Origin of the sequence: Kitasatospora sp. NPDC059327, from assembly GCF_042752535.1 — a bacterium.
Lineage (GTDB): Bacteria > Actinomycetota > Actinomycetes > Streptomycetales > Streptomycetaceae > Kitasatospora.
Map to the genome: position 1 here is coordinate 13,505 of NZ_JBHYYB010000066.1, position 24,096 is coordinate 37,600.

20 protein-coding genes and 2 pseudogenes are annotated in these 24,096 nt (G+C 70.7%); 6 read left to right on the top strand and 16 right to left on the bottom strand.

Annotated features, from left to right (window positions below):
- Window positions 1-28 precede the first annotated feature (28 nt).
- Window positions 29-1,714, top strand: coding sequence for an ABC transporter family substrate-binding protein (locus ACFXHB_RS31080; RefSeq protein WP_380578013.1), 1,686 nt, complete (start codon window positions 29-31; stop codon window positions 1,712-1,714).
- A 178-nt stretch (window positions 1,715-1,892) separates the two neighbouring features.
- Entirely contained in the window at window positions 1,893-5,333 is a 3,441-nt protein-coding gene (locus tag ACFXHB_RS31085) for a WD40 repeat domain-containing serine/threonine protein kinase (RefSeq protein ID WP_380578014.1), read from the top strand.
- 85 nt (window positions 5,334-5,418) lie between these two features.
- On the opposite strand, the gene ACFXHB_RS31090 is transcribed toward ACFXHB_RS31085, so the two are convergent.
- From ACFXHB_RS31090 to ACFXHB_RS31100, 3 genes are read right to left on the bottom strand one after another with little or no spacing between them, the layout of a single operon-like run.
- On the bottom strand, window positions 5,419-6,924 hold the full coding sequence (locus ACFXHB_RS31090; RefSeq protein ID WP_380578015.1) for a hypothetical protein: 1,506 nt from the start codon (window positions 6,922-6,924) through the stop codon (window positions 5,419-5,421).
- On the bottom strand, window positions 6,912-8,117 hold the full coding sequence (locus tag ACFXHB_RS31095) for a DUF6236 family protein (protein WP_380578016.1): 1,206 nt from the start codon (window positions 8,115-8,117) through the stop codon (window positions 6,912-6,914). Before ACFXHB_RS31095 ends, ACFXHB_RS31090 begins: the two co-directional genes overlap by 13 nt.
- Window positions 8,117-8,674 carry a hypothetical protein gene (locus ACFXHB_RS31100; protein ID WP_380578017.1) on the bottom strand — a complete coding sequence of 186 codons (558 nt, stop codon included), beginning with the start codon at window positions 8,672-8,674 and terminating at the stop codon, window positions 8,117-8,119. The genes ACFXHB_RS31095 and ACFXHB_RS31100 overlap by 1 nt, the downstream gene beginning before the upstream one ends.
- Window positions 8,675-9,074: 400 nt before the next feature.
- Here ACFXHB_RS31100 and ACFXHB_RS31105 point away from each other — a divergent pair.
- Window positions 9,075-9,264 (top strand): annotated as a pseudogene (locus tag ACFXHB_RS31105) (hypothetical protein); the annotation flags it as partial.
- Between the two features lie 10 nt (window positions 9,265-9,274).
- Here the strand turns inward: ACFXHB_RS31105 and ACFXHB_RS31110 are convergent.
- The 3 genes from ACFXHB_RS31110 to ACFXHB_RS31120 all read right to left on the bottom strand — a co-directional run bounded on the left by ACFXHB_RS31110 (window position 9,275) and on the right by ACFXHB_RS31120 (window position 12,188).
- On the bottom strand, window positions 9,275-10,438 hold the full coding sequence (locus ACFXHB_RS31110; RefSeq protein ID WP_380578018.1) for a protein-L-isoaspartate O-methyltransferase: 1,164 nt from the start codon (window positions 10,436-10,438) through the stop codon (window positions 9,275-9,277).
- Between the two features lie 2 nt (window positions 10,439-10,440).
- A complete protein-coding gene (locus ACFXHB_RS31115) occupies window positions 10,441-10,566 on the bottom strand; it encodes a hypothetical protein (RefSeq protein WP_380578019.1) in 126 nt (41 codons plus the stop codon).
- 920 nt (window positions 10,567-11,486) lie between these two features.
- Window positions 11,487-12,188: a MerR family transcriptional regulator gene (locus tag ACFXHB_RS31120; protein ID WP_380578020.1), complete on the bottom strand. Its 702-nt coding sequence runs from the start codon at window positions 12,186-12,188 to the stop codon at window positions 11,487-11,489.
- A gap of 97 nt (window positions 12,189-12,285) precedes the next feature.
- On the opposite strand from ACFXHB_RS31120, the gene ACFXHB_RS31125 reads away from it, so the two are divergent.
- Complete coding sequence (locus ACFXHB_RS31125) at window positions 12,286-12,759, top strand: DUF6194 family protein (RefSeq protein WP_380578021.1); 474 nt, start codon at window positions 12,286-12,288, stop codon at window positions 12,757-12,759.
- A gap of 48 nt (window positions 12,760-12,807) precedes the next feature.
- Here the strand turns inward: ACFXHB_RS31125 and ACFXHB_RS31130 are convergent.
- The 9 genes and pseudogenes from ACFXHB_RS31130 to ACFXHB_RS31170 all read right to left on the bottom strand — a co-directional run.
- Window positions 12,808-13,029: pseudogene (locus ACFXHB_RS31130) on the bottom strand (hypothetical protein); the annotation flags it as partial.
- 808 nt (window positions 13,030-13,837) lie between these two features.
- Complete coding sequence (locus ACFXHB_RS31135; protein ID WP_380578022.1) at window positions 13,838-14,944, bottom strand: HAD-IIIC family phosphatase; 1,107 nt, start codon at window positions 14,942-14,944, stop codon at window positions 13,838-13,840.
- 28 nt (window positions 14,945-14,972) lie between these two features.
- The gene (locus tag ACFXHB_RS31140) at window positions 14,973-15,932 is read right to left on the bottom strand and encodes a 3-oxoacyl-[acyl-carrier-protein] synthase III C-terminal domain-containing protein (protein ID WP_380578023.1); all 960 of its coding nucleotides are present in this window, start codon (window positions 15,930-15,932) and stop codon (window positions 14,973-14,975) included.
- The gene (locus tag ACFXHB_RS31145; RefSeq protein ID WP_380578024.1) at window positions 15,929-17,029 is read right to left on the bottom strand and encodes an acyl-CoA dehydrogenase family protein; all 1,101 of its coding nucleotides are present in this window, start codon (window positions 17,027-17,029) and stop codon (window positions 15,929-15,931) included. Before ACFXHB_RS31145 ends, ACFXHB_RS31140 begins: the two co-directional genes overlap by 4 nt.
- Window positions 17,019-17,303, bottom strand: a complete 285-nt coding sequence (locus tag ACFXHB_RS31150; RefSeq protein ID WP_380578025.1) for an acyl carrier protein — start codon at window positions 17,301-17,303, stop codon at window positions 17,019-17,021. Before ACFXHB_RS31150 ends, ACFXHB_RS31145 begins: the two co-directional genes overlap by 11 nt.
- A gap of 12 nt (window positions 17,304-17,315) precedes the next feature.
- Window positions 17,316-17,981, bottom strand: coding sequence for an O-methyltransferase (locus ACFXHB_RS31155; protein WP_380578026.1), 666 nt, complete (start codon window positions 17,979-17,981; stop codon window positions 17,316-17,318).
- Window positions 17,982-18,848 (bottom strand): 3-hydroxyacyl-CoA dehydrogenase family protein, encoded by an 867-nt coding sequence (locus ACFXHB_RS31160; RefSeq protein ID WP_380578027.1) that lies wholly within the window; start codon window positions 18,846-18,848, stop codon window positions 17,982-17,984.
- A gap of 1,377 nt (window positions 18,849-20,225) precedes the next feature.
- Complete coding sequence (locus ACFXHB_RS31165) at window positions 20,226-20,663, bottom strand: hypothetical protein (protein ID WP_380578028.1); 438 nt, start codon at window positions 20,661-20,663, stop codon at window positions 20,226-20,228.
- Between the two features lie 81 nt (window positions 20,664-20,744).
- Window positions 20,745-21,755, bottom strand: coding sequence for a hypothetical protein (locus tag ACFXHB_RS31170; protein WP_380578029.1), 1,011 nt, complete (start codon window positions 21,753-21,755; stop codon window positions 20,745-20,747).
- A gap of 480 nt (window positions 21,756-22,235) precedes the next feature.
- Here ACFXHB_RS31170 and ACFXHB_RS31175 point away from each other — a divergent pair, with 480 nt between their 5' ends.
- Window positions 22,236-22,649: a hypothetical protein gene (locus ACFXHB_RS31175; RefSeq protein ID WP_380578030.1), complete on the top strand. Its 414-nt coding sequence runs from the start codon at window positions 22,236-22,238 to the stop codon at window positions 22,647-22,649.
- 146 nt (window positions 22,650-22,795) lie between these two features.
- On the opposite strand, the gene ACFXHB_RS31180 is transcribed toward ACFXHB_RS31175, so the two are convergent.
- Window positions 22,796-22,921 carry a hypothetical protein gene (locus tag ACFXHB_RS31180; RefSeq protein ID WP_380578031.1) on the bottom strand — a complete coding sequence of 42 codons (126 nt, stop codon included), beginning with the start codon at window positions 22,919-22,921 and terminating at the stop codon, window positions 22,796-22,798.
- Between the two features lie 73 nt (window positions 22,922-22,994).
- Here ACFXHB_RS31180 and ACFXHB_RS31185 point away from each other — a divergent pair, with 73 nt between their 5' ends.
- Window positions 22,995-24,077, top strand: coding sequence for an alpha/beta hydrolase (locus ACFXHB_RS31185; protein ID WP_380578032.1), 1,083 nt, complete (start codon window positions 22,995-22,997; stop codon window positions 24,075-24,077).
- The last annotated feature ends 19 nt before the right edge of the window (window positions 24,078-24,096 follow it).

The window sequence follows — 24,096 nt, forward strand, 5'->3', positions numbered from 1 at the left end:
GAGCCCTCTTCTCCATCAAGGACATCCCGTGCGCCGTAAGCTCGCTCTGCCCCTCGCGCTGGTCGCGGCCGTCTCGGTCGCCGCCACCGCCTGCTCCTCCTCGTCCTCCTCGGGTGACTCCTCGGGGAAGGAGACCCAGAACGCCGCCAAGGTCGCGTCCTCGGTCACCGACTACAACCCCCAGCCGTACGAGAACCTCAAGGACGGCGGCACCTACACCACCGCGGGCACCTTCGACGAGCAGGGCAACCCCTTCAACGTCAACGGCACCCTCAACGCGCTGCGGATCTGGTCCTGGTACAACGCCGACGCCATCACCTACTCGCCCACCGGTGAGGTCCAGTACAACCTGGACTACTACAGCGACGTGAAGGTCTCCGTCGAGGGCGGCGACCAGAAGGTCGTCATCACCCTCAACCCCAAGGCCGTGTTCAACGACGGCACCCCGATCGACTGGCGTGCCATCGAGGCCACCTGGAAGGCCAACAACGGCTCGGACAAGGAGTACGCGGCCTCCTCCACCGACGGCTACGACCGCATCACGTCCGTCACCCGGGGGGCGGACGACAAGCAGGCGGTCATCGCCTTCAAGGGTGTCAACGCCTCCTGGTCCGCGCTGTTCACCACCTTCCTGCACCCCCAGGCCGCCACCGTCGAGAACTTCAACAAGGCGTACGTCAAGACGGCGCACCCCGAATGGGGCGCCGGACCGTACACCGTGGGCACCTGGGACGCCCAGTCCGGCAACATCACCTTCGTCCGCAACCCCACCTGGTGGGGCCGCAAGGGCAAGCTCGACAAGCGCGTCTACGTCAACCTCGAACGCGCCGCCTCGATCAACGCCTTCAAGAACGGCGAGATCGACTACGCCCCGGTCGGGGACGCGGAGAACCTGAAGCAGGTGAAGGCCGTCAAGGACGCCGAGGTGCGCAGCGGCGGCAGCCCCTTCGAGTACGCGCTGTACCTCAACACCAAGTCCCCGTTCCTCGGTGACGTCCAGGTCCGCAAGGCGGTGCAGGAGAGCATCGACCGCTCGCAGATCACGAAGATCCGGTTCCAGGGCCTCAACTACAGCGAGCCGCTGCCGGGCTCGGCGGTCCTCTACAGCTTCCAGCAGGGCTACCAGGACAACGTCTCCGCCGTGCTGAAGTACGACCCGCAGGAGGCGCGCAAGACCCTGGACGCGGCCGGCTGGAAGCCCGGGTCCGACGGCATCCGCGCCAAGGACGGCAAGGAACTCGAACTCGGCTACACCCTGCTCGGCGACGACCCCGTCGAGAAGGCCGTCTCCGGGGCGTTCACCGCGATGCTCAAGGCCGTCGGCGTGCGGCTGACCGTCAACAAGGTCTCCTCGAACGACTTCTCCAAGGTGCTCAGCGAGCGCCGCTTCGACCTGTTCATCTCCGGCAACCGCTCGACGGACCCCTTCGGCGCGCGGTCCCTGTGCGACTTCTACTGCTCGGACCGCGAGTCCAACATCACCGGAGCCGGCACCCCCGAACTGGACCAGGAGATCCGCGCCACCGGGGACATCGCCGACCTCGGCCAGCAGATCGAGGCCGTGAACAAGCTGGAGCAGAAGGCCCTCCAGCAGTACTCCCTGCTGCCGCTCTACAGCGGACCCTCCACCTACGGCCTGCGGAAGGGACTCGCCAACGTCGGTGCCGCCATCTTCCTCAGCCCGCTGCCCGAGACCGTCGGCTGGCAGAAGTAGCGCCGTCGGCGCCCAGGCGCGGCCGGCCCGTCCCCGGGGGTGAGGACAGGCCGGCCCGTCCCCGGGGGTGAGGACAGGCCGGCCCGTCGCGCCGATCCGTCGTTGACCGTACAGACCCGGATGTCGCGGTCTCTAATAGGGAGGAGGTTTCAGTCGATTCGGCGAAGGCGCGTTGGACATGGGCGACAGGGCAGTCGAGGAGGTTCTCGACGATCGCTACGAGGTCAAGGAGGTCGCGGGGGAGGGCGGGATGGGGCGGGTGCTGCGGGTCCTGCACCGGCAGTGGGGAATCGACCTGGCGGTCAAGACACCGAAGCCGGAGGTGTTCGCGACCGATGAGCAGCGCGAACGGTTCGTCACCGAGGCCGAGGCGTGGGTCGCGCTCGGGCTGCACCCGAACATCTGCGGGTGCCACTACGTGCGCGTGGTCGACGGCGTCCCCTACGTCTTCTCCGAGTACGTTGGCGACGGCAGCCTGCACGACTGGATCGCCGACCGCCGCCTGTACGGGGGCGGCCCGGACGCGGCCGTGGCGCGCATCGTGGACCTGGCGGTCCAGATGGCCTGGGGCGTGGGCCATGCGCACGCCGCGGGCTTGGTGCACCGGGACGTCAAGCCCGCCAACGTGCTGCTCGACGTCCAGGGCGGCGACATCGTCGCCAAGGTCACCGACTTCGGCCTGGCTCGCATCCGGCCGATCGTCGCCGAGGACGACGGGGGTCTTGCGCACGGCGTCAGCGCGCCGGTCTCGGCGGGCGGGCGGACACCGGCGTACGCCTCGCCGGAGCAGCTTTCGAACCGGCCGGTCGGGAGGCGGACGGACACCTTCAGTCTCGGTGTCACGGTTCTCGAAATGTTCACCGGCGGGCCGCGCTGGGGCCGGGGACCGTTCGCGAACGACACGATCAGAGAGCGGCACGGGATCGAGTCGTACGGGCCGGGCCTGCCGCCGCTGCCGCCGGATCTGGCCGATCTGCTGGAGCGTTGCCTTGCCCCGGACCCCGAGAAGCGGCCGGGGTCGATGGCCGCCGTCGCCGAGGAACTGGCGGCGATCCATCTGCGGGTCACCGGGGAGCGGTACCGGCGCCTGGAGCCGAAGGCCGCCGACCTGCGCGCCGACGAGCTCAACAACCGGGCGCTGTCACTGCTCGACCTCGATCGCGACGAGGAGGCCGCCGCCGCGTTCACCGCGGCGCTCACGGCCGACCCGCAGCACACCGAGGCGACCCTGAACTCGGGGCTGTGGCGTTGGCGTGGCGGCGAGATCACCGACGAAGAGCTGGTCGCGGATCTCGACGCCGTCCGCACCGACACCGACGACTCCTGGCCGGCACGGCACGCGCTCGGCCTCGTCCACCTCGAACGGGGCGACCTCGCCGAGGCCCGGCCGCTCCTCGACCGCGTCGACCGCGAGCGGCCCGGGCTGCGGGACGTGGGCGAGGCGCTGCAGACGCTCGGCGCCGGGACCGTGCCGGACGCGGACTGCGTCGGGATCAACGAGATCCGCTGGAGCCCGACCGCCGCCGGAGAACCCGACCCGATGCTCCACATCGACGTGTCCGCGGACGGGAGGACCGCCGTGACCGGTGGGGACGACGAACACGTCCGCGTGTGGGACGTGCGCACGGGCCGGTGCCTGCGCACGCTTCGCGGCCACAGGGCCAAGCTCCGGTCGGTCCGGATCACTCCCGACGGCAGGTACTGCGCCTCGGTCGAGTACGACTCGGTCATGCGTATCTGGGACCTTTCCGACGGTAGGTGCCTGCGGACCATCAGGGCGGCGAACTCCCTCGACTGGGCGGCGGTCAGTTCGCGGGAGGGCATCGCCGTCGCCACGGAACGGGTCAGGAAGGACGGTGTGCACGGCGTCGACGTCGTCGTGTGGGATCTGCGCCAGCGCCAGGTCCGCCGCCGGCTGCACGGTCCGCTGGCGCAGTTCCCGGAAGCCGAGCTCAGCCCTGACGGCCGCTGGGTCCTCGTCGCCGGGTACGAGGACTGCATCGCCCGCCTCTGGGACCTGCGCACCGGGGAGTGCGCTCAGGTGCTGGACGGGAAAGGTGTGAACCAGCCCGTTCTCTGCTTCGACATGGGCCACGGTCGCGCGGCGATCGCCGACAGCCACGATGCCATCGGGATCTGGGATCTGCGGACAGCGCGGCGGGTTCGGACCCTGAGGTGCTCCGTCAAGTCGCTCGCGCTCAGCGCCGACGCCGCGAAACTCCTGGTCGGCGCCCGCGACGGCGCGGTCCGTCTGTGGGACTTGGAGACCGGCAAGTGCGTTCGGACGTTCCGGGGCCACCAGGGCGCGGCGGGGCACGTCCGCTGGGGAAGGGGCGACCGGTTCGCGTTGTCCGCGTCGCTGGACAACACCCTACGGCTGTGGCGGATGCCCGACTCTCCCGCCGTTCCCTTCCAGGTGAGCCTGCCCCGCAGGCACGGCGTGCTGAACCTGTTGGAGGAGAAGGTGAGGGAGCTGCTGGAGACCGCGGCGGCCCGGGAGGCGGCAGGCGACCGTGCCGCCGCGCTCCACGCACTCCGGGACGCCCGCGCCGTCCCCGGCCATGAGCGTGCTCCCGGCGTGATGGCCGCCTGGCACGTCCTCAGCCGGTCACTGGTCCACACCGGCATTCGCGCGATCTGGCCGGCCCGCGGTTTCGCGGCGCACCGCTCGGCCGTGGGTTCGCTCGACATCAGTGCGAGCGGGGACGTCATGGCCACCAGTGACGGCGGTGAGATCCGGCTGTGGGACCCGGGCACCGGCGCGCTCCTGCGGACCATCACCGCCCACGGGGGCAGCGGCCCCCTCGCCGGCATCGACAAGGTGCAACTCAGCGCCGACGGCGGCACCGTCATGGCCTGGAGCCGCAGTGGATCGGCCAGGGCGTGGTCGACCGGCAGCGGCGCGCAACGGTACTCGGTGTCCGACGACCGGCTCATCGGCACCGACGTCATTCCCGAGTCGCTCAGGTGGATCCTCCCCATGGCCATGAGTCCCGACGCGGCCCGCTTCACCGCCGACGGGCGCCGCGCGCTCATCGGCGGTGACGGCAGCGACCAGCGTTTCCGGCTCTGGGACCTGGAGACCTGCACCCTCCTGCGAAGGCTTGAGGGCCACACGGGAATGCCGCGGGCGGTGTGGATCGGCCCGGGCGACCGAATCGCCGCCACGGGCGCGAGCGACGGGACGGTCCGCCTCTGGGACCTCGGGACCGGCCGCTGCGATGCCGTGCTGCGCGGTCACACCCATGGGGTCATGGCCGTGACGATGAGCGCCGACGGGAGCCTGGCGGCCTCCGCGGGCGGCTACGACGATCGGTCGATCCGCGTGTGGGACACCGGCACCGGCGCCTGCGCCGCCGTGCTCGAAGGACAGCGCGGTAACACGCGGAGGATGCGTTTCACCCCGGACGGCCGCTTCCTGCTCTCCAGCCACGACGGCGAGGAGCTGCGCCTCTGGGACCTGGCGACCGGCACCTGCTTGCGGACGGTGGAGGCCCAGCCCGGGCAGCTGGGCCAGCTCGCTCTGACGGCCGACGGCGAATACGCGGTCTCGGGAGGAAGCGACGGGCACGTACGCCTGTGGACGCTCGACTGGGAGCTGGCGGGACCGCGGCCCTGACCTGCTCACAGCCCTCGGCGCTCACAGTCCCCGGCGTTCACAGCTCCCGGCGCTCACAGTCCCCGGCGTTCACAGCTCCCGGCGCTCACAGCCCCCAGCGCTCACGGTACCGGCGCGCTACCTCCTCCGCGTATCGGCCCGGGTAGGAACTCTGGGTGTCCGTGATCTCCAGGACCTCGTCGTCGGCGACGAAGAAGAGCCCGCGGCCGATCCTCATCTCGCCGGCGGGGACCGGCGCGTAGACCATCCATCCGCAGTCCACCCGGTCGGCCACGAGGTCCGCGACCCGGTAGTCGGGAGTGTCCAGGTCGTGGGCGAGCATGTAGCGGCGAACGATCGCGATCGCCTGGTGACGGGGAAGCTGCGGCAGCTCGGTGCGGTTCGTGACGCCCGCCATCACCAGCTGGTGGTAGGCGCCGTCGAGGTCGGCGTCCTCGACGTTCCCGAAGACCTCGGCCAGCGCGGTGCGCTCGGCGACCCCCTCTTCGGCGGCTGTGACCAGGCGCAATGCGGCCGTCTCGGTGGATCGCGTGACGCGCCGGGCCAGCTTCGCCACGATGCCGGCGACCGTTCCGCGAGTCCAGACCCCGGGAATCGCCGTCGCGAGCTCCTCCGCCTTCGGTGATTCGCCCCGCAGCCAGCGCCCGCTCTCCCACCAGTAACAGAAGGACATCAGACCGACCTTGCCCCGTTCGTCGAGCAACGGATCGGCGACCCATGCCGGCGCCCCCGCGAACAGTTCGGGGTGCGGAGCGTCGCCGCGATAGGCATCGACCAGGCCGGGCGCGTTCCAGACGCCGCCGGAGAGGACGGCGCGGCCGTCCGCGAGCAGCCACAGGGTCGAGCCACTGCGTGTCGAGGCCTCGAACCGCGCGTGGGAAGGCCGCATCCGCGGCCCCCGTTCGGAACCGGCCGCGACGAACGCCGCCGACACGACGGCCCAGCGGGCCCAGGTCTCGGTGAGGCCGGGCATGTCGTTCGGCGAGACGCCTTTCGCGGATCGCGGCCCGCGCGTGTCGGCCGGCACGGCGGCCTTCCGCGGGCTGCGCTCCTGTCTGCCGCCGTGGCTGACGAAGGCGGACAACCAGGTCGGGAGCCTCTCCGCCGACCAGTCGAAGGCTTCGAGGTCGGCCCGGTAGTCCTCGGGGGCGAACAGGTGCTCGTCGGGGAACGGCTCGTCACCGTAGTCGAAGTCCACGTCGACGCCGCCGTCCACGCGCAGGTCGAGCATCAGACGCCACCAGGGCCCGCGCGGCAGCCGGGCGGTGGTCCGGCGCAGCTCGCGGGCCAGTCGGAGCGCACCGGGTCCCGGCGCGGCGTCGGTGGAGGCGCGGCCGTTCCAGCGGAGGACGCGTGAGGCCTCGGACCGGAGCGTCAGGGCGAACACCGCGGTGATCCGCCGGCAGTCGGACGGAGCTTCGGCGATGAGACACTCGGCGAGGTGCCGGGTCTGCCGGTCGGCAAGGGCGAGGACCACCGGATCAGCGGCGGGCTCGGGGATGAGCACGTGGCTGGAGTCGGCGTCGAGTCCGTGGAACGCTTCGTGGAAGGCCTCCGAGAAAGAGGCGCCGTCGCCCGTCACAGCGGCCATGCCCTTCGCAACTTGTCGATCAGCGTGTCCGGGCCGAGGGCCCGCTTGAGCTGGAACAGGTAGCCGACGGGCGACTCCTGCGCGATCTCGCGGCGCTTGCGCCGCCACTGGAGGGGCGCGCCCACGATGCAGCCGGCGACCACGGCGGGGACGGTCAGCGCCGGGGTGACGCCGACCGCGTTCGCCGCGAGCGCGGCCAGCGGCGGGAGGGCCACGGACCTGACATTGGCCAAGGCCCGAGCGGTTTCGAGGCCGGCGCCGCGCAAGCGGTCGTCCAGGTCGTCGAGCCGCGTGCGGACCTCGCGGTCGACTTGGGTGTGCAGGTACTCCAGGTAGAGTCCCGCGTCCCGGACATCCTCGATGGCGCCGAGCTGCCGGACCTGGTCGGCCGTGAACTCCCGGAACCCGTCCAGTTCAGCCCCGAATTCGGCGCGGACATCGAGGATCTTCTCCATCGGGACGTTCCGCAGATCCGCGGGGATCACCGTCGCGAACGCCATGAACGCGAACGCCTCCTCGGGCGCCGGCCGCACCGCGCAATCCGTTGCCGGGAGGCCGTCGAGGAGCGTCGCCGCGAGCCGCTCGAAGGTCCAGCCGGACATGGCGGCGTGCGGCAGCGTCTGGTCGGTGATCGGGTGCAGGCGGTTCGCGACGGCTATCTGCTCGGCCAGCGCGAGCATGTAGACGGTGGCCAGCCGGGGGTGCATCGCCACCCAGGTCCCGCCGCGGCCCGGTCCGACGAGCGCGAGCCCCTGGTCGACGGCCGAGTCGAGCAGGGGCCCGCTGATACGGCCGGCGTGGACGTACCCGAAGCGCGGGTTGAGCCAGGTCGGGTCGCCCTCGTCGGGCTCCTCCCGGCCCGCCGAGAAGCCGCCCGTGTTGCCGAATCCGGCCTCGGCGACCGGGAGGCCCCAGGTCTCGATCCGGTCGAGGCCGAAGCGGTCCCGGAGGGCGGCGCCGTGTTCGTGGAGCAGTTCCAGGAACGGTTCGGCGGCCTCGGCGGCGGCCCACGCCGGCGGTTCGAGGTCGAGCAGCCAGCGCGCGGCGTGGAGTTCCCGCGCGGCGGGCGAGTCCTGGAGCGGGTAGCCGGGCGGCCGGATCCGGGCCATCCTGGGCCAGTACAGGGCGGCGTATTTGAGCCAGTCGTCGTCGCGCACGTGGATGTACGGGTAGTAGAGGGCGAACCGGTCCATCAGGTATTCCCTTCGTGCCGCGCCTCGTCGAGGTGCCGGAGAGCGTGGGCCGCCTGCTCGTGGTCGCCCGTCGATCGGAAGAGCCTCGCGGCTTCGGTCGCGTACGGGACCGCCCGCCGGTACTGGCGCAGATGGTCGATCAGGATGCAGGAGATGCTCAGCAGCGCCAGGGCCCGGAACGCGGTCCTGTCCGCGCTGAGCGCCTTCGCCGCGGTGGATTCGAAGATCTGGATCGCGCTCTCGTACGCCTTGAGCTGCCATTCGCAGACGCCCGTGAGGATGCGGCACCGCAGTTCCTGTTCGACATCGCCGAGTTGGCCGAAGATCGCCGCCGCCCGGACGTGGACTCGCAGCGCGTCGGCGAAGTCCTGCCGTTCGCCGAGTCCGAATCCGAGTCGGAGCAGGGCCGTCGCCGTCGCCCGGCGCCGAGCCGCCGGACCGCTGATCGCGGCGGCCCGCAGCAGCGGTGCGATCGCGTCGTGGAAGCGGCCCTTGTCGATCAGTGAGGTTCCCAGGTCGAGTGATGCTTCGCCCTCGGATCGGTTCTGCGGTCCCACGGTTCTCCACGGTGATCGGAATCCGTCTCATGACCCTGCCACATCTCGCAAGCACATGGGGTTGTTCACGGCTTCCTCCGGAGAGAACTCTGCCGGGAGCCGCGGTCGCTGACACCGAGTCCGGAGTGTTCACGCCTGCGCGCCGAGGAGCTCGGAGAGCTTCCCCCTCCAGGGTCCGGATCCTTGCGGTGAGCCCGCGGAGGTCGAGGAGTTCGTCGCGACACTGGACGTGATCCGGCGGGAGCCGGGGGTGCCTCGCACTCCGGGCCCGCGGGGGGCCGCCGGAACGGACGGCTGACTTGCCCGACGACCGCGGCTGGGACGTCGCGGTGCTGGGGACGCCGCGGTGCTGGGGACGTCGCGCCGCGGGGAGGGTGGCCCGGCGCAGGTGTTGCGTGCGGTGAGTCGTGCGTGGGAGCGCGGGCTGGGGGTGGACCGGTCGGGTGCGTTCCCGGGGGCGCGGCGGGCCGAGCCGCCGACGTACGCCTTTCCAGCGCACCCGCCACTGGCCCGAGCCGGCGCCCACCACGGCGGCCGATGTGGGCTCGGCCGGGTTCGACCCGGCCGACCGCACCGACACGGACGCTGCTCACACCGCGCTCAACGAGCGGAACCGCCGGCCGCCACTGCCTCGCCGGCGGTCCAGCGCGGGCCGTTCACCGGATCGCGCAGCCACACGAACTGGCCGTCCGGACGCACCGTCATGCCGTACTCGCACGGCTCCGGCCGGCCCAGGCCCTCCCACATCGCCCAAGCGATCATCAGCTCGTCACCGATGCGCCGCTCACCGCCCTGGTGCAGCACCGTCGTCCCGTCGCCCACCGCGGAGAACGCCGCCCACGAGGCGACGCCGTCGTGGACCCAGGCGTTCACCCCGTCCTCGTCCCGCCCGGTGGTGATCACCGCGTCCGGCACCGCCACCCGCAGCGCGAACAGGAGGTCCCAGTTCCCTTCCAGAGCGTCCAAGTCCCGCTCCACCACCCGCTCGGTCGCGGCCGGGCCGTCGCCGCGTACCGCCGCGTACCCGGTGTGCCCCGCCACCGGCGGCGCGGCGCCGGCCCGGTCCGCCATGAACTGCCCCAGACCCTGCACCCAACCCGTCGCACTGCGTCCGTCGTCGGCGACCGTGAGGGCGACGTGGCCCAGCCGCCCCCACGGGTAGACGATCCGCCCGCCCGGGCGGGTCGCCGCCACCCACGTCCGGGGCACCCGTTCAACGGCGTAGGTGGCGATCACCCGGTCGAACCGTCCACTACCCGGCGACGTACCAGTGGCGTCGGCGACCAGCACCTCGACGTCCAGACCGGCGGCCGCCAGCCGGGCCCGCGCGAACTCGGCCAGCCCCGGGTCGATCTCGGTGGACACCACCCGGCCCGGGCCGGCCCGCCGCGCGGCGAGCGCGGCGTTCCACCCCTGCCCACCGCCGATGTCCCACACTCGGTGCCCGGGCTCCAACAGCAACGAGTCCAGCATGTCCACCACCACGCCCTGTGCGGACAGGCTGGACGACGGCAGCCCGCCGCTCACCTGGGTGATCGCGGCCGCAGACTGGTGCCCGTACAGCTCGCCGGCCCAACCGTCAGGGTCGACCGACCGCTCCACCGCCACGTACGCGTGCCCGTCCCACCGCCACAGCCGCTCCGGCGCGAACCGGTCCCGGGGCAACGCGGCCACGGCCTCGCGCAGCCACGGAGCCCGCTCGGGCCAGGCCCCACGCGCCTCCATCGCCTCGTCAAGGACCGCCCGCCACTTCACGAGGTCCACGCTCAGTCCTTCTTCGGCGCCCGGTGCTTCCCCTCACTACCCGGATCCGGCTTGTCGACCTTCCCGTCCGCGTTCCCGGGCGGTGCCTTGCCCTTGTCCAACGGCTGGTCCTTCTCCCGCTTACCCACCAGGGCTCCCCCTTCGCACGCGGAACAACAACCCGGCCATCCTGACCGCTGCACCACGCGGACGGTAGGGGGCGCAGCAGCGCACAAGGGGCGCCGGACGCCGTACGCGCGCCCCGGGAACGCAGCGGCCCCGACAGTGCACCGCCGGGACCGCTCAGATCCTCTCGGGACCACTGACACGTCGGCACGTGGAGGCAGGGCGCAACGGTTTTGGGCACCCCGCCGTACACCGGACAGCGGATCCAGGACAGGACTCCCCGATACGGTGCCGCTCCTGCGGTGTGCCTCTGGCGGCCCAGTGGTGGACGCCGTCGGCGTGGGGAACTCCTCGCCCGCACGGTGCTGCTCGGAGAACCCGTAGGGACAGAAGAGCTCACTGGGGAACACCGTGATCGCGGGCCCGCCGGTCTGTGCCGACATCCGTCGGTAGACCGTGGTGGCCAGCCCCGGACCGGTCTTCACCGCGGTGCTCGCCTCGGGGAGCGCTTCGACCCTGCCCGGCAGCTCCCGTACGCAGGCGGCGAGGAACGGATGCTCTGGGACGGCACCGATGATGCCGGTGGAGACATGGGTGCCCAGGACGAGGTTCTGACGGTCGGTCGACTGCTGGTCGGTCGAGACCCACTTGTAGACCAGGTTCGCCCCCCGGGGGCCTTCCGGACGGAGAGATCGGACCCTCTCTGTCGTCAAACCCTGTCAGCAATCACCATCGGATCTGATTGGATTCGGGCCGCCGTGAACCCCCTGACCGCACGGGTTCATCGGGCGTGTCGGCCGCCCGTCGTCATTCGATCGTTTGACGACAGGGTTGGAAGCTGTGGGCGGAGTGTCGAAGGATGCTGACCGCCGGGTATGAGGGTGGCCGTCGTGCTTCAAGGCGCGCCACCGGTCCGGGCGGGGTTCTCGCGGCCGTCCTCGGATCAGTCCGTTCGCCCCCGCAGGGAGAGCACGGCGCGGAGTGCCGAGGCGCTGTCGAGGAGGGCTGCGGATCGCGTGGTGATGCCGGCGTCCCTGGCGGCCAGCACCGAATCGACGTCCCGCGATCGGCGGGCGTTCCGGAGCGGCGGCAGGAGGGCCCGGAGTGGCGTGATGCGGTATCCGGCCTTGCGCAACTGGTGCACGATCCGTGCGTCGCGCACTTGGGCCGGTGTGTAGCGTCGGGTTCCGCGCACGGGGTCGCGGTCGGGGACGACGAGGCCCTCCGCATGCCAGTGCCGCAACGTCGAGGGGCGTACATCGAGGGCGGCGGCGAGTTCGGAGATGCTCATCGCGTCCGAGGCGCGTACGTCGTCGATCGGCTCGCGGGAGATCGCGCGGGCGGCGTCCTTGGCCTGTCCCAGCTCGGCGCGCTCCCGGTCGAGTCGGGCGTGCGCCGCGTCGAACAGGGCCAGGGCCTGCGAGGCGGGGCAACGGTGGAAGGCCCGGACGATCTTCTTGGCCTCGATCGGCCCCGCCGCCGCGGCGAGGGCCCGGTAGGCCAGGGCGGACTGCAGATGCACCTCGCCGTAGGTCCGGTATCCCGTGGCCGTGCGAGCCGCGGGTGGGAGCACCCCGTCGCGTTCGAGGTTGCGGATCTGCTGGACGGAGTATCCGACGCCGCGTGCGACATCAGCAGTGCGCATACCCGCTGATTTGAGGCTTGTCATGCAGAGAACCCTATGCCAGAGGCGGTCCGGGGCCAGAAGTCTCCACAAGCACTTCAATGGAACGCTGGAGAACATGACGAGTGAAGAGATCATCGGCTTCGTAGAGGCCCTCGACGGCGTCCTGACCCTCAAGCCCGCATCCGGGGACGGCACGCCGGAGATCAGTTGGGGCGACACGTTCTTCTACTACGCCCCCGACGGCGTCACGCCGACGGCGTCCCAGCCCTTCGCGACCGTCGTGACCAAGGACTACCCCGGTGACGAGTCGTCCCGCCTGGACCGGCCGGACACCTTCCGTGTGAACATCGCCGCCGGCAAGGACGCCTTCATCCGGTGGACCGGGCACGCGCCGCGCGAACCGGCCTCCGCCGAGGTGGACCCCAGCGCCGCCGACACCGTGATCGCGCACCCCGTGTACGGCAGCCTGGGCTGGCTGGCCGTGGTGAACCCGGGCGAGCGCACGCAGGCCGCAACACGTGAGCTGCTGCGAGCCGCCCACCAGCTTGCACGCTCACGCCACGAGCGACGCACTGAACCGACAGCATGATGACGGAGCTACGGTCTGCGGCGGGGGCGGACCGAGAGCCCCTGGTATTCACTCCTGTCCGTCGTCGTCCTCGTCGAGCGCGGACGCATCGGGGTCGCGCAGCGGCCGCAGGGCGCCGGCTGTCGGGGTGGAGGCGGTGAAGCTGTAGCGGCCGAGCAGGTTCGGGTTGCGGTCCTTGAGCGGGGAGAGCCGGGCGATGTTGTCCTCGTCCCGGATTTCATGGCCCGCGGCGCGGAGCCGGGCGACGGCGGCGTCGATGTACCGGGCGGTGGTCGAGGTCGCACTCGGGCGTCGGTCGGTACTCGTCTCCGTAGAGGTACCGGGCGTGCTCCGTCAGGGTGCGGGCGTCGATCTGATACCCGTGGGTGGCCAGGGCCAGGGCTGCCTGTGTGGCCTGTCAGAAAGCCCGAACCGGCCGCTTGCCCATGTATCACGCTGTGGCGCAAGTGAGGCACTGGCGGCCTACGTTCCGGTTCTTCGCCCGGCTACCCTGTTCGCCAGCAGGTGTGGTGGGCCCCCTGCCGTGAAGTTCATCAGCCCTTGAGGGTCCGCCGGTCCGCGCCGGAGCGTTCCGCCCGGCCGCGCGCAACACCCTTCCCGAAAGGGAACGCCATGTCGTCACCGATCAGCAAGGAAGACATGAGGGACTTCCGCGAGCTGCGGGATTCCCTCGCCGCTGCCGGGATCATGACCAGCATCAGCCGGATCGCCAGGGCCGAGCATGACGTCCGCAGGTGGGACGCGCGCCGGCGCAGCGCGGTGGAGCTGTGTCAGTGCTGGGGCTGGGAGACGACGACCTTGCGCCCGCACTACCGCAGGGTAGGCGAACGGCTGTACGTAATGATGCTCGCGGACGAACACACCGAGCTCGTCCGTGGCCAACCGACACAATTGGCTGACCTGGGAGGATGGCCCGTGCCTGGAGTGGGAGTTCCCGGCGATCACAAGGTCATTTCCCGAGATGGCGGCTTTCGTCCAAGCATGGCTCATGAGGCGATCGGGCGGGAGAGGTCACTCGACGGGCCATCGCGCTGGGGCACCGTCCGTAGCCGACGAAACGTGAAGTCGATGCGGCGGCTCAGCCGCCGGGAGGCGCCCATGCGACGGATGCCGCCCCAGGCTTGTGCAGCACGGGCACAATGACGTTCAGGTGTGCGGGCGGTGACTGCCTGGTGGGTTCGAGATGCAGCAACTGGGCGCCGTCGGTGGGTGGTAGTTCTTCACGGCAGGTGCAGGAGCGGTCGTCGAATCCCACGAATCGGTAGGCGATCTCCATCATCCGGTTGCGTTCCGTCCGGTGGAAGTCCGCCAGCAGGTGCGCCCCGGACCTGGCGGCTTCGTCCGCCAGCCAGTGCAGCAGTACTGTCCCCACGCCGTAGGAGACCACCCGGCAGGAGGTCGCCAGCAGCTTCAGGCGCCAGGCGGTGACCCCCTTCTCTAGAAGGATCACCCCGACGGCACCGTGCGGGCCGAACCGGTCGCTGAGCATGACTACCAGAACCTCATGCCGGTCGTCGGCGGCGAGTGCCCGCAGCGCCTGGTCGGAGTAGTGCACGCCGGTGGCGTTCATCTGACTGGTACGCAGGGTCAGTTCCTCGATCCGAGAGATCTCCTCGTTTCCGGCTCGTTCCACTCGCATGGCGAGCCCGAGCGTGCGCAGGAACGCTTCGTCGGGGCCGGTGAACTGGGAGCGCTCGGCGTTGCGCCGAAAGCCTGCCTTGTACATCTCGCGGCGGCGCCGGGCATCGGTGGTGACCGTCGCCGGACTGAACTCCGGCAGCGTCGGCAAGGTGAGCGCCGCCGCCGCTTCGTAGCAGCGCACCTGCGGGAGGAGGTGTGCGACCTCGGCCCGTTCAGCCGGCTGGTCGTCGATGAACGCCATGGCCGCCGAGGCGAAGTTCAGCTCCTGCGCGATTGCGCGGAGCGACTCCGACTTCGGTCCCCAGCCGATCTGCGGCAGGACGAAGTAGTCGCCGATGCCGAGCTTCTGCATTTGCTCCCACGCGTGTTCGTGGTCGTTGCGGCTGGCTACCGACTGCAGGATGCCGCGGGCGTCCAGTTCGACGACGACATCACGGACCGCCTTTGGGAGGTGCACCTGGCCGTCCTCCAGCAGGGTTCCCTGCCACAGGGTGTTGTCCAGGTCCCAGACCAGGCACTTCACGAGTGGGTTCGCGTCCCGCACGGTCTTCCCTCTTCCCTCACCCGGGGTCTCAGATTTCAAACAGGGATACTGTCCACGCCGCGACTCGGGCGTTGCCCAGGACGACTACGTGATCTCCCCTGACCAGGTCCCCTGTGGCCAGCAGGCGGTCGAGGTTGAGCACGATGTCCATCGGACCCAGGTGCCCCAGTTCCGTGAGGTGCTGCTCGCAGACCGGATGGATCGGCAGGCCGAGGGCCTGCTCGTAGAAGCGGTACGCGCTCACCGTGGTGTTCGGCATCAACGTCGCCGCGATGTCGTCCTTGGTGAGGCCGGCATCGGACAGCACCTCGTCCACGAGCTTGCCCATCCGGGTTCGGCTGTGCGCCGCCAGCTCGAAGTAGCGCTCACCCAGAGTGTGCTCGAGACTCCACTCCTGTCCAGGAGTTCGCGCGTAGTTGCCCCGGAACAGGTCGTTGAAGCTGCCGTCGGCCTCCATCCGGTGGGCTTTGAGGACCGGCCGTCCGCCGCGCACCATGGTCATCGCGAACGCCCCGTCACCGACGACCGTAACCGGGTGACGCACCCGGCTGCGGTCGTCCGGCCGGCTGCCGTGGGCCACCAGGACGCTGCGCCGACCCGGGTCGGCGAGCAGCAGGTCCCGCGCCAGGGCCCACGCCACGGACGCTCCCGCGCAGCCCTGCCCGCCCACGGTGAACGGGAAGGTCGACGCCAGGCCCGCCCCGTGCTGGATGCGGTGGGCGTCCGAGCCCAGGAGTGCTTCCGCCGGCCGGGGCGCGACATGGATCATCAGGTCCGGCTCGTCCGGACGGGCGGTCAGGAGCTCCGTGCAGGCACGAACGGCCAGTTCCCAGGCGGTGGCGTCCGGGAACACGCTCACCGTGCGGACACCGGAGACGTCAGCGCCGTCGGGCGCTTCGCCTTCGAGTCCGGCGAACTGCGGCAGGTCGGTGACCGGGACCAGGTCACTGGGCAGCACGCAGTGGATCGCGCCGATTCCGATGCTCATGCGGCTCCCTCGATCGCGTGGCCTGCCAGCATCAACTGACAGATCTCGTTGCTTCCTTCGATGATTTCCATGAGCTTGGCGTCCCGGTAGGCACGCGCCACGACGTGGCCGTCCCGTGCACCGGCCGAGGCCAGCACCTGGACGGCCGAGGACGCGCCCCGGACCGCGTTGCCGGCCGCGACGTACTTGGCCAGGACGGCCGCCGTCACCAGACCCGGGGAGCGGCTGTCCCAGCAGCGGCTGGCGTGTTCGCACACGCGCGTCGCGGTCTGCTCGGCCACCACCAGCTCGGCCAGGTGACGGGCGACGAGCTGGTGCTGGGCCAGCGGCTTGCCGAACTGCTCCCGGTTCTTGGCATGGGACGCCGACGCGGCCAGGCAAGCCCGCACAATGCCCACGCTGCCCCATGCCACGGACAGCCGTCCGTAGGTGAGCGCCATCGTGGTGATCAGGGCGGCCGGGGCCCGCGATCCGGACAGCACGCTGTCCGCGGGCAGCCGGACCGCCTCCAGGCTCACCCCGCAGTGGCCGGCGGCCCGGCAGCCGAGCGGATCGGCGACCGGCTCGACCCGTACGCCCGGAGCGGACGCCGGCACCAGTACGGCGGCGGCGTCCCCGCCGTAGGTCCCGAAGACGACGATCACATCCGCGTACGCGGCGGCCGTCACCCAGGTCTTGCTCCCGTCGACGATCACCTCGGTGCCTTCGGGCCGGATCCGGGTGCTCATCGCGGACAGATCGCTTCCGGCCTGCGGCTCGCTGAACGCCACCGCCGCCAGCCCGCCGCCCGTGAGCCGGGCCAGCTGGGTCCGGCGCTGCGCCTCGTCCCCGAATCGCTGGATCGTCCAGGCGGCCATACCCTGTGAGGTCATGACACTGCGCAGCGAACTGCACAACGCGCCCGTATGTGACGTGAGTTCGCCATTCTCCAGACCGGACAGGCCCGCACCTCCGTAGGCGGAGGGCACCTCGGCGCACAGTGCGCCCTCGGCGCCCAGCGTGCGAAGGACCTCCAGCGGGATCGCGCCGTTCAGGTCCCACCGCGCCGCGTCTGTGGCCGCCAGGGAGATCAGGGCCGTCAGGTTCTCACGCGCCACCCGTGCCGCCCCCCAGGCGTAGCACCAGGGAGGTCATCTGCCGCACCGTGCAGAAATTGTCCCGGGCGAGGTCGACGCCGGCCACGGTGATGCCGAACGTCTGCTCCACGAAGACAACCAGTTCCATCGCGAACAGCGAGGAGACGGCGCCTGATGCGAACAGGTCGGTGTCCGGGTCCCAGGCGGTCCTGGTCCTGGACTCCAGGAAGTGCTGGATGTCCCGCTCGATGGAGGCTGCGTGCTGCCGCTCGTCGGCGGCGGCAGATTCCGGCATGTCTGCTCCCCTTCAGGTCTTCTTGCGGGCGATCGTGATGCCGTCGGCGACGGCGAGCATGGAGATGTCCACCCGGTCGTCATCGCGCAGCAGCCTGTTGATCTCGCGGATGGCGTCGGTGTCCGGGTCCTGCGCGGTCGGATCGACGACCCGGCCGAAGAACAGCGTGTTGTCGAGCACGACGGAGCCGCCGGGGCGCAGGAGAGCCAGCACGTCCTCGTAGTAGCGGCGGTAGTTGGCCTTGTCGGCGTCGACGAAGGCCAGGTCGAAGCTGCCGGGCCCGTGCTCGGACAGCAGCTGGGGCAAGGTCTGTGCCGCATCCCCCAGGCGCAGGTCGATACGGTCGGCGACGCCGGCCCGCTGCCAGTACCGAGTGGCGATCCGGGTCCATCGCTCGCTGATGTCGCAGGTCACCACCCGCCCGTTGGCAGGCAGGGCGCGCGCCATGCACAGGCTGCTGTAGCCCGTGAACGTGCCGACCTCGATGACGGAGGAGGCCCCCGTCATGCGGACGAGCAAGGCGAGGAACTGGGCCTCCTCCGGCATGACCAGCATGGCCTGGAGGACCGGCATTCCGGCCGTCTCGTTCCGGAGGTCCTTGAGGATCTCGTCATCCTTGAGGGACATGTCCCGGACGTAGTCGAGCAGTTCAGGACCTGCGGTGAGGTGGCCGGCCATCTAGGACCGCACTCCCCTGTAGTCGTAGAAGCCGCGGCCGCTCTTGCGCCCGTGATCACCGCGCTCGACCTTCCGCAGGAGCAGGTCGCACGGTCGGAACCCGTCGTCGCCCGTGCGCTCGTGGAGCACGCGCAGTGAGTCGATGAGGTTGTCCAGTCCGATCAGGTCGGCGGTACGCAGCGGCCCGGTGCGGTGACCCAGACAGTCCTGCATGAGGAGGTCGACGTCGTGCGGGGTGGCCCGGCCCTCCTCGACGACCCTGGCCGCGTCGTTGATCATCCGGTGCAGGAGACGGCTGGTCACGAACCCCGGGCTGTCTGCGACGTGAACGCCCTTGAGGCCCAGTGCCTTGAGGAGACGGTCCAACGACGCCATCGCCGTGTCACCCGTACGGGGTCCGCGGACGACCTCCACGGTGGGGATGAGATACGCGGGGTTCATGAAGTGCGTCCCGACCACGTCTTCGGGACGGGCCAGGCCCTCGGTCACCTCGCCGACCGGGATCGAGGAGGTGTTGGTCACGAGCAGGGTGCCGGGGGCGACCGCCGAGGTCACCTCGGAAAGGACCTTGACCTTCGCTTCCCTGGACTCGGTGACAGCCTCGATCACCGCGTCCACGCCTACCGCGTCGGCCGGCGCCTCGCCGATCAACAGCTCCGCCGGCGCGCCGGCCCTCGGCTCGACTCCCATGAACCGGGCCAGCCGCAGCTCCTGTTCGACCGCGCCCCGCGCCCGGTCCCGCTTCCTCTCGTCGATCTCGATGAGAACAACCGGCACACCGCGCCCGAGAGCGGTGGCCGTGATACCCACACCCATGACCCCGGCCCCCAGAACGGCCAGCCGGGGGGTAGTTTCGTCAGACGTCACGTGAGCCTCCGCACCGTCGTGTGTCTCCTGGTAAGTCAGTCGTCGGGGTGGTCGTGGAGTGCTGCTGATGAACCGTCAGTTCAACGGATGCGGACAAGGCCCGAGGCCCCGGCGGCGGCCTTGCGTGCCGGGGCTCGACCGCAGCAGCGTTTCAGAGCCGGGACGAAGAGGTCCGCGTGGTTCTCGGACCCCTCGGCTCGGCTCCCACTCTGGAGACCCGGCGGGCCCAGCGGCCCAACGCGGTCGATGCCGGATGCCTTCACCAATCGCTGCCGGCGCGGTCTGACGTTCAGCACAGGCCCACCTTCTGCTCGCCGATGAGCCGATGCTCCCAACCGGCTCCGGCTCAAAGCGGCAGGACGTGGCATGGTTCACCTGATGGAGTGGTCCCCGTCCGCGGTGTAGACGGCTTGTGGACGCACGCCGTGCTCGATGCTCTCGGCCTCCAGGACCACCTGCACAGGGTCGTATCCGGATGGTCCGGCGTGACCTCGGCGCGGCGGCGAGCCAGTGGGGCAGCGGACCGAAGGCGATCAGCGGCCACGACTACGAAAGTCCCACCGCCGACCGCCGGGCCGCCTCCGGCATCGGCCGGGTGGACACCGAACGGTTCTGGTACCGCACGCTGACCACCTGCATGACCTCCACCACCGGCTGCCCGGCGCCCTCACCGCCACCCTCCAGGTTGCCGCCGACCTCTTCAGCCCCGACAGCACCGCCTCCACCACCGTCGCTTCCGCCTGGTCGGCGGTGCTCTGAAACCCGAAGACCCTGCCCCCATCGCCGCCTGCCCCATCAAACCCCGCGGCCTGGGACGCGACCCCCGCCTCGTCCCCATCGACCCCACCCCCATCCCGGGCGGCCACCCCGAGGTGTGCGTGAGCGAGTCGAAGCGTCTGGGCATCCCTTCCCACTCCTGGCAGTCCCGGAAGAGCGTCCGCACCGCGCTGAGCCGGGTCGCCTTCGTGGGGGCCTCCGGCGGCTTGCCGATGCGGTCCTCCAGGCCGACCGTCCGCCGGACGTAGTCACCGACCTTCATGCGGTCCAGCGCGGCGATCCAGGCCGCGCAGGTCTGGCGCGTCCAGCTCGCCGGGCCGTCGGCCTCGGGGCGCTCGGCCTAACCGGCGACCGGGAGTCCCTGGCCGCATCGTCGTCGTGGCCCACGCCTCCGGCACCGCCGTCCGCCGGCCCGGGCGGTGACCGGCGCCCGCGGGCTCTCCGGGTGACGTTTTCGTCGGGAACCTGGTGGACTGGTCTGGTGCGTCGACCCGGGTTCTTCGCGGCCCGGGACATCGGACGCGGCGAGGGAGGGGCTGAGGGGCGTGCGCCCGGCTGTGGCCGGACGCACGCCCTGCGCCGTGGGAGGTGCCTGCGTGATCAGGGCAGGTTGACGAACCGGTGGGAGGCGATGTTGTGCCAGAGCGCCTGCCCCGCGCCGGCCCCGTTGGACCCGAACTGCCACTGCCTCAGGTCGGGCAGGCCCGCCCCGTTGTAGACACCCCGGCCGGCTCCGCTGAAGTTGCTGTTGTAGTACACCCAGACATCGTCCAGGTTTCCGGGGTAGCGCATGTTCCACAGGGATTCCGCGTTGTTCTTGCACTCGCCCCAGGTGGCGTCGGTCGACCAGGACTGGCACTCGTTCTGGTACCAGGTGCTGAAGTAGGCGTGCAGCCTGCCGTCCGCCGCCAGGGCGGGGGGCACGTCGGACACTCCGTGCGGTGCGGCCTCGGCGGCGTGGGCGGTGTGCGGAGCGGCGCTCACAGCCAGGGCGGCGGCGACGGCCGCGCCGGCGATCAGGGTCCGCAGGGACTTCATAGTGGGTTTCCTCTCTGACGGGTGTGTATCGGGTGGCGGCCGGCCTCCGAGTGGGCGGTGGCTGGCCGGGTCGGTGGGTGGTCAGTGCCCGGGGTCGGTTGCGACGACCGAGCGGGCTCGGGGCAGTGCCGCGAGTCGTAGGCGCTGCCAGGCCTGGGCGTCCGACCAGTACTGGTGCCGCAGCTCCGCGTCGTACTTCTGGTCCAGGCGTCTGGTGGTCGCGGCGAGGCCGGAGCCCTGCGCGCACTCGGCCTCGGCGATGGCCAGGGCGGTCTCCTGCTCGCGGGGCCAGGTCTGACCCCGGGGCGGTTGCGCCGCGCGCAGTGCGGCCGGGTCTGTGTAGTCGTGGCCCGCCGCACGCATGCAGGCTGCCCAGGCGCCGGTGGGGCCGATGAGCTCCTGGTCTGCGGTCACCCTTTCGCCGCGCAGCGAGGGTAGGGAGTCCATCGTTACCCGGGCCTGGAACCAGGCCCCGAGATCCAGGTACAGCGTGCGCTGGCCGTGTGAGACGCACCCTTCGGGACTGCGGGTGACCGGCATCCCTTCCGGAGTGCGCGCGGTGAGTCCCTCGGCCCGCGGGCCGAGGGCTGCGGCGATCGCAGGTGCCTTCCGGTCGGCCGGGAGGCCTTCGAAGTAGCGCTGGTTCGGGTCGTCCTTCCGGACCTCCTCCATCCTGCGCTCGATGTCCCGGCCGTAGCCGTGCCGGCGGGCCCATTCGATGTCGTCAATGACGTACGGGAACTCCCGGGCCTCCGGTACCGGTTGACGCGCGACCGGCTGGTAGACGAAGCCCTTGGCCCGCATGCAGTCGCGCAGCAGAAGCTGCTCTGCGGAGTGGAGCAGGTCCTCCTCGGCCGGAGTCAGGTCACGAAGGTCGGGGCCGTTCTGGTTCACGGGCGCGGCCAGTGCTGCGGGGCCGGCCGGATCGTTCGGGGCCTTGGCCGGTCGGAGGACTCCGCAGGCCGCTCCTGCGATGGCGCCCGCTGCCGCGGCGAGCAGGGCGATGGCGGTCAGGACCGGAGGGCGACGCCAGTGAGGGCTGCTGTAGCGCTTCGGGCCCGCCGGTCGGTCGGCCTCCTTCACCTTGGGCATGCTGCTTCTACCTTCGTTGGCTCGATGGGTTCGACGGGTCGGCGGGGCGTTCCTGGACCGACACGTTCGCCGGACGCCCGTCCGTTCTCCTCGGCTCCCGGCGGAACCGGGACGGATCCAGGACACGGGACTGGTGGCGGCCGTTGGCCGGGCGTGCCGCGTTCGCTGCGATGAACACTGGTCGTGCCTGATCGGTGTTCTGCCGGGCCGTCCGGGGACTCGGTGGTGACTCCACCGTGCGGAGACACTGGCTGTCCATCAACAAGGCGGCCGGAACACCCAGGTGAGCGGCGGACAATCCGAGTTGTCCGCGGACAGAACGGGGGCTTCCATGTCGCTACTGCCCTTGGCTCCGCTTCCGGCACGATTCGCGCTGAGCACGACCCTCGCCGGCGCGCCCGGCGCGAGGGTCGGTGACCGGGTGAAGGCGCCGCCGGGCTGGACGCGGCCGCCTCCGTACTTGGGATGGTCCGCTCGGAGATGGGCGGCACCGCCCGGGGCGCCGGCCGCTCCGGTGCCCAGCACGCGATGGCGGTCAACGAGACCGTGGTCGCGTTCGTCCTCGGCGGCAGCGCGTCCGGGGCCGCGGGTGGGGTGGGCACGGTGCGGTCCCGGTCGACCGAGACCGAGTTCCTGCTGCCAGGCGGGAAGCCGCAAGTGCGCCCGGATGGCGTGTGGCAGGCTCCGGAGATCGGGGTGTCGGTGCTGATGGTCGAGGTCGACCGCTTCACCATGGCCCCGGCCGCGCGGTCGTATGCCCGCGTCGCCAGCGCGAGGCGGCGCTCACGCTCGCTGTCCGCACAGGTCTTCGGGCCGATCGTCGCGTACAGGCTGGCGATCTGCGCGATCGCATCCTCGCGACCCGGTGGCGGCGGCTTGGTCGGCCTGGTTTGAAGGTTCGCCGTGGTGCTGACCTCGCCGCCCCGATCGCGGCCTGCCAGCGTGCGCCGCGTCTGCGCCCTCGTCCAACCGACGGCACCTCCGAAATGCTTGGGGCACTGCCTGACGCTGTCGGGGATTGGTACCGCTCTCGGTGCCGCTCAGTCGTCCGTCGCTTCGAGAAGATCGAACCGTCTCAGCATCGCAACGGCGACGACGGGAACGATCAACGGAACGTGCACATCCGTCCGGCCGGACACACGATTCCCGAGGATCTCAGACAGCATCAGGTGCTCGGATGCTCCTCCCTGACTTTCCGGACCGGCCCACGTCGGTCACCCCGACTCCGAAGGAACGCTGATGAGTTCATTCCTGTCCGGCCGGAGCCTGCGGGCCTGGGCGGCCGTCGCCGCTGTGGTCGTCGCACTGCTGGCGCCGTCCGCGCCGCCAGCGCACGCGGACCCGCAGCCCCCGCCGGTTCTGACGGACGGCCACGGCCTGACCCAGGTCGGCGAGACCGGCACCAGTACGAACTTCGTGATCACCGTGACCACGGCCCAGGTCGCCAAGCAGCACCCAATCAAGATCATCCTGCCTAGGGACTACTGGGCAGAGCCGACCAAGCGCTACCCGGTGCTGTACTTCCTGCACGGCTCACCGGACAGCCCGGTCAACCAGACCTATCCCGCTCTGAGCAGTTCCACGTCGATGATCACGGTCATCCCGGACGGTGGCCCAAGGGGCTGGTACGCCAACTGGCGTGACCAGAACACCGCAGCCGGCGCGCAGAACTGGGAAACCTTCCATCTCAACCAGGTGATCCCCTTCATCGACGACAACCTGCGCACCGTCGCGACCAAGCGGGGCCGTGCCGTCGCGGGTATCTCGATGGGCGGCCTGGGTGCCATGCGCTACGCCCAGCGGCACCCCGAACTGTTCAGCCAGGTCGCTTCGCTGTCGGGGGGCCTTGACCTGTCGGCGGCCTCGATGGACCTGAGGCTGGCCATCGTCGCCTCCCTCACCAACGCCCCCGGCGGTTTCTGTGGCGCTTTCTCGTCCACCGGCGGCGACTGCACCGGAAGCTACACGCCCGCGGTGTCGAGCGATGCCCTGTTCGGCTCGCCCTACCCGGTGCTCAACATCGACCGGCTGTGGAACGAGGCCGACCCAGCCTCCCACATGGCCAGGCTGGCAGGCATTGGCATCTCGATCTACACCGGCAGTGGCGGCGGGAACCCGCTCGCCCCGGAGTTCTGGATCGAGGGAGCGAACAAGCACGCCAGGGACAGCCTCAACGCCCTCGGCATGTCCTACTACTACGTGGGCTACGGCGACGGGGCCGGCTGGGGCACCCAGTGCGACGGCGGCCACAACGCCGGCTGCTGGGGCCAGGACCTGGTGGACTACATCCCCCGCCTGGAAAGGGCCTTCTCCACCACCTGACCACACACACGATCCGACT

Excerpts from the sequence above, each read along its gene's own strand:
- ACFXHB_RS31085 (WP_380578014.1), top strand. The coding sequence starts at position 1,893 with ATGGGCGACAGGGCAGTCGAGGAGGTTCTCGACGATCGCTACGAGGTC.
- ACFXHB_RS31090 (WP_380578015.1), bottom strand. The coding sequence starts at position 6,924 with ATGGCCGCTGTGACGGGCGACGGCGCCTCTTTCTCGGAGGCCTTCCAC.
- ACFXHB_RS31095 (WP_380578016.1), bottom strand. The coding sequence starts at position 8,117 with ATGGACCGGTTCGCCCTCTACTACCCGTACATCCACGTGCGCGACGAC.
- ACFXHB_RS31120 (WP_380578020.1), bottom strand. The coding sequence starts at position 12,188 with ATGCGCACTGCTGATGTCGCACGCGGCGTCGGATACTCCGTCCAGCAG.
- ACFXHB_RS31125 (WP_380578021.1), top strand. The coding sequence starts at position 12,286 with ATGACGAGTGAAGAGATCATCGGCTTCGTAGAGGCCCTCGACGGCGTC.
- ACFXHB_RS31140 (WP_380578023.1), bottom strand. The coding sequence starts at position 15,932 with ATGAGCATCGGAATCGGCGCGATCCACTGCGTGCTGCCCAGTGACCTG.
- ACFXHB_RS31150 (WP_380578025.1), bottom strand. The coding sequence starts at position 17,303 with ATGCCGGAATCTGCCGCCGCCGACGAGCGGCAGCACGCAGCCTCCATC.
- ACFXHB_RS31155 (WP_380578026.1), bottom strand. The coding sequence starts at position 17,981 with ATGGCCGGCCACCTCACCGCAGGTCCTGAACTGCTCGACTACGTCCGG.
- ACFXHB_RS31165 (WP_380578028.1), bottom strand. The coding sequence starts at position 20,663 with ATGAAGTCCCTGCGGACCCTGATCGCCGGCGCGGCCGTCGCCGCCGCC.
- ACFXHB_RS31170 (WP_380578029.1), bottom strand. The coding sequence starts at position 21,755 with ATGCCCAAGGTGAAGGAGGCCGACCGACCGGCGGGCCCGAAGCGCTAC.
- ACFXHB_RS31175 (WP_380578030.1), top strand. The coding sequence starts at position 22,236 with ATGGGCGGCACCGCCCGGGGCGCCGGCCGCTCCGGTGCCCAGCACGCG.
- ACFXHB_RS31180 (WP_380578031.1), bottom strand. The coding sequence starts at position 22,921 with ATGCTGTCTGAGATCCTCGGGAATCGTGTGTCCGGCCGGACGGATGTG.
- ACFXHB_RS31185 (WP_380578032.1), top strand. The coding sequence starts at position 22,995 with ATGAGTTCATTCCTGTCCGGCCGGAGCCTGCGGGCCTGGGCGGCCGTC.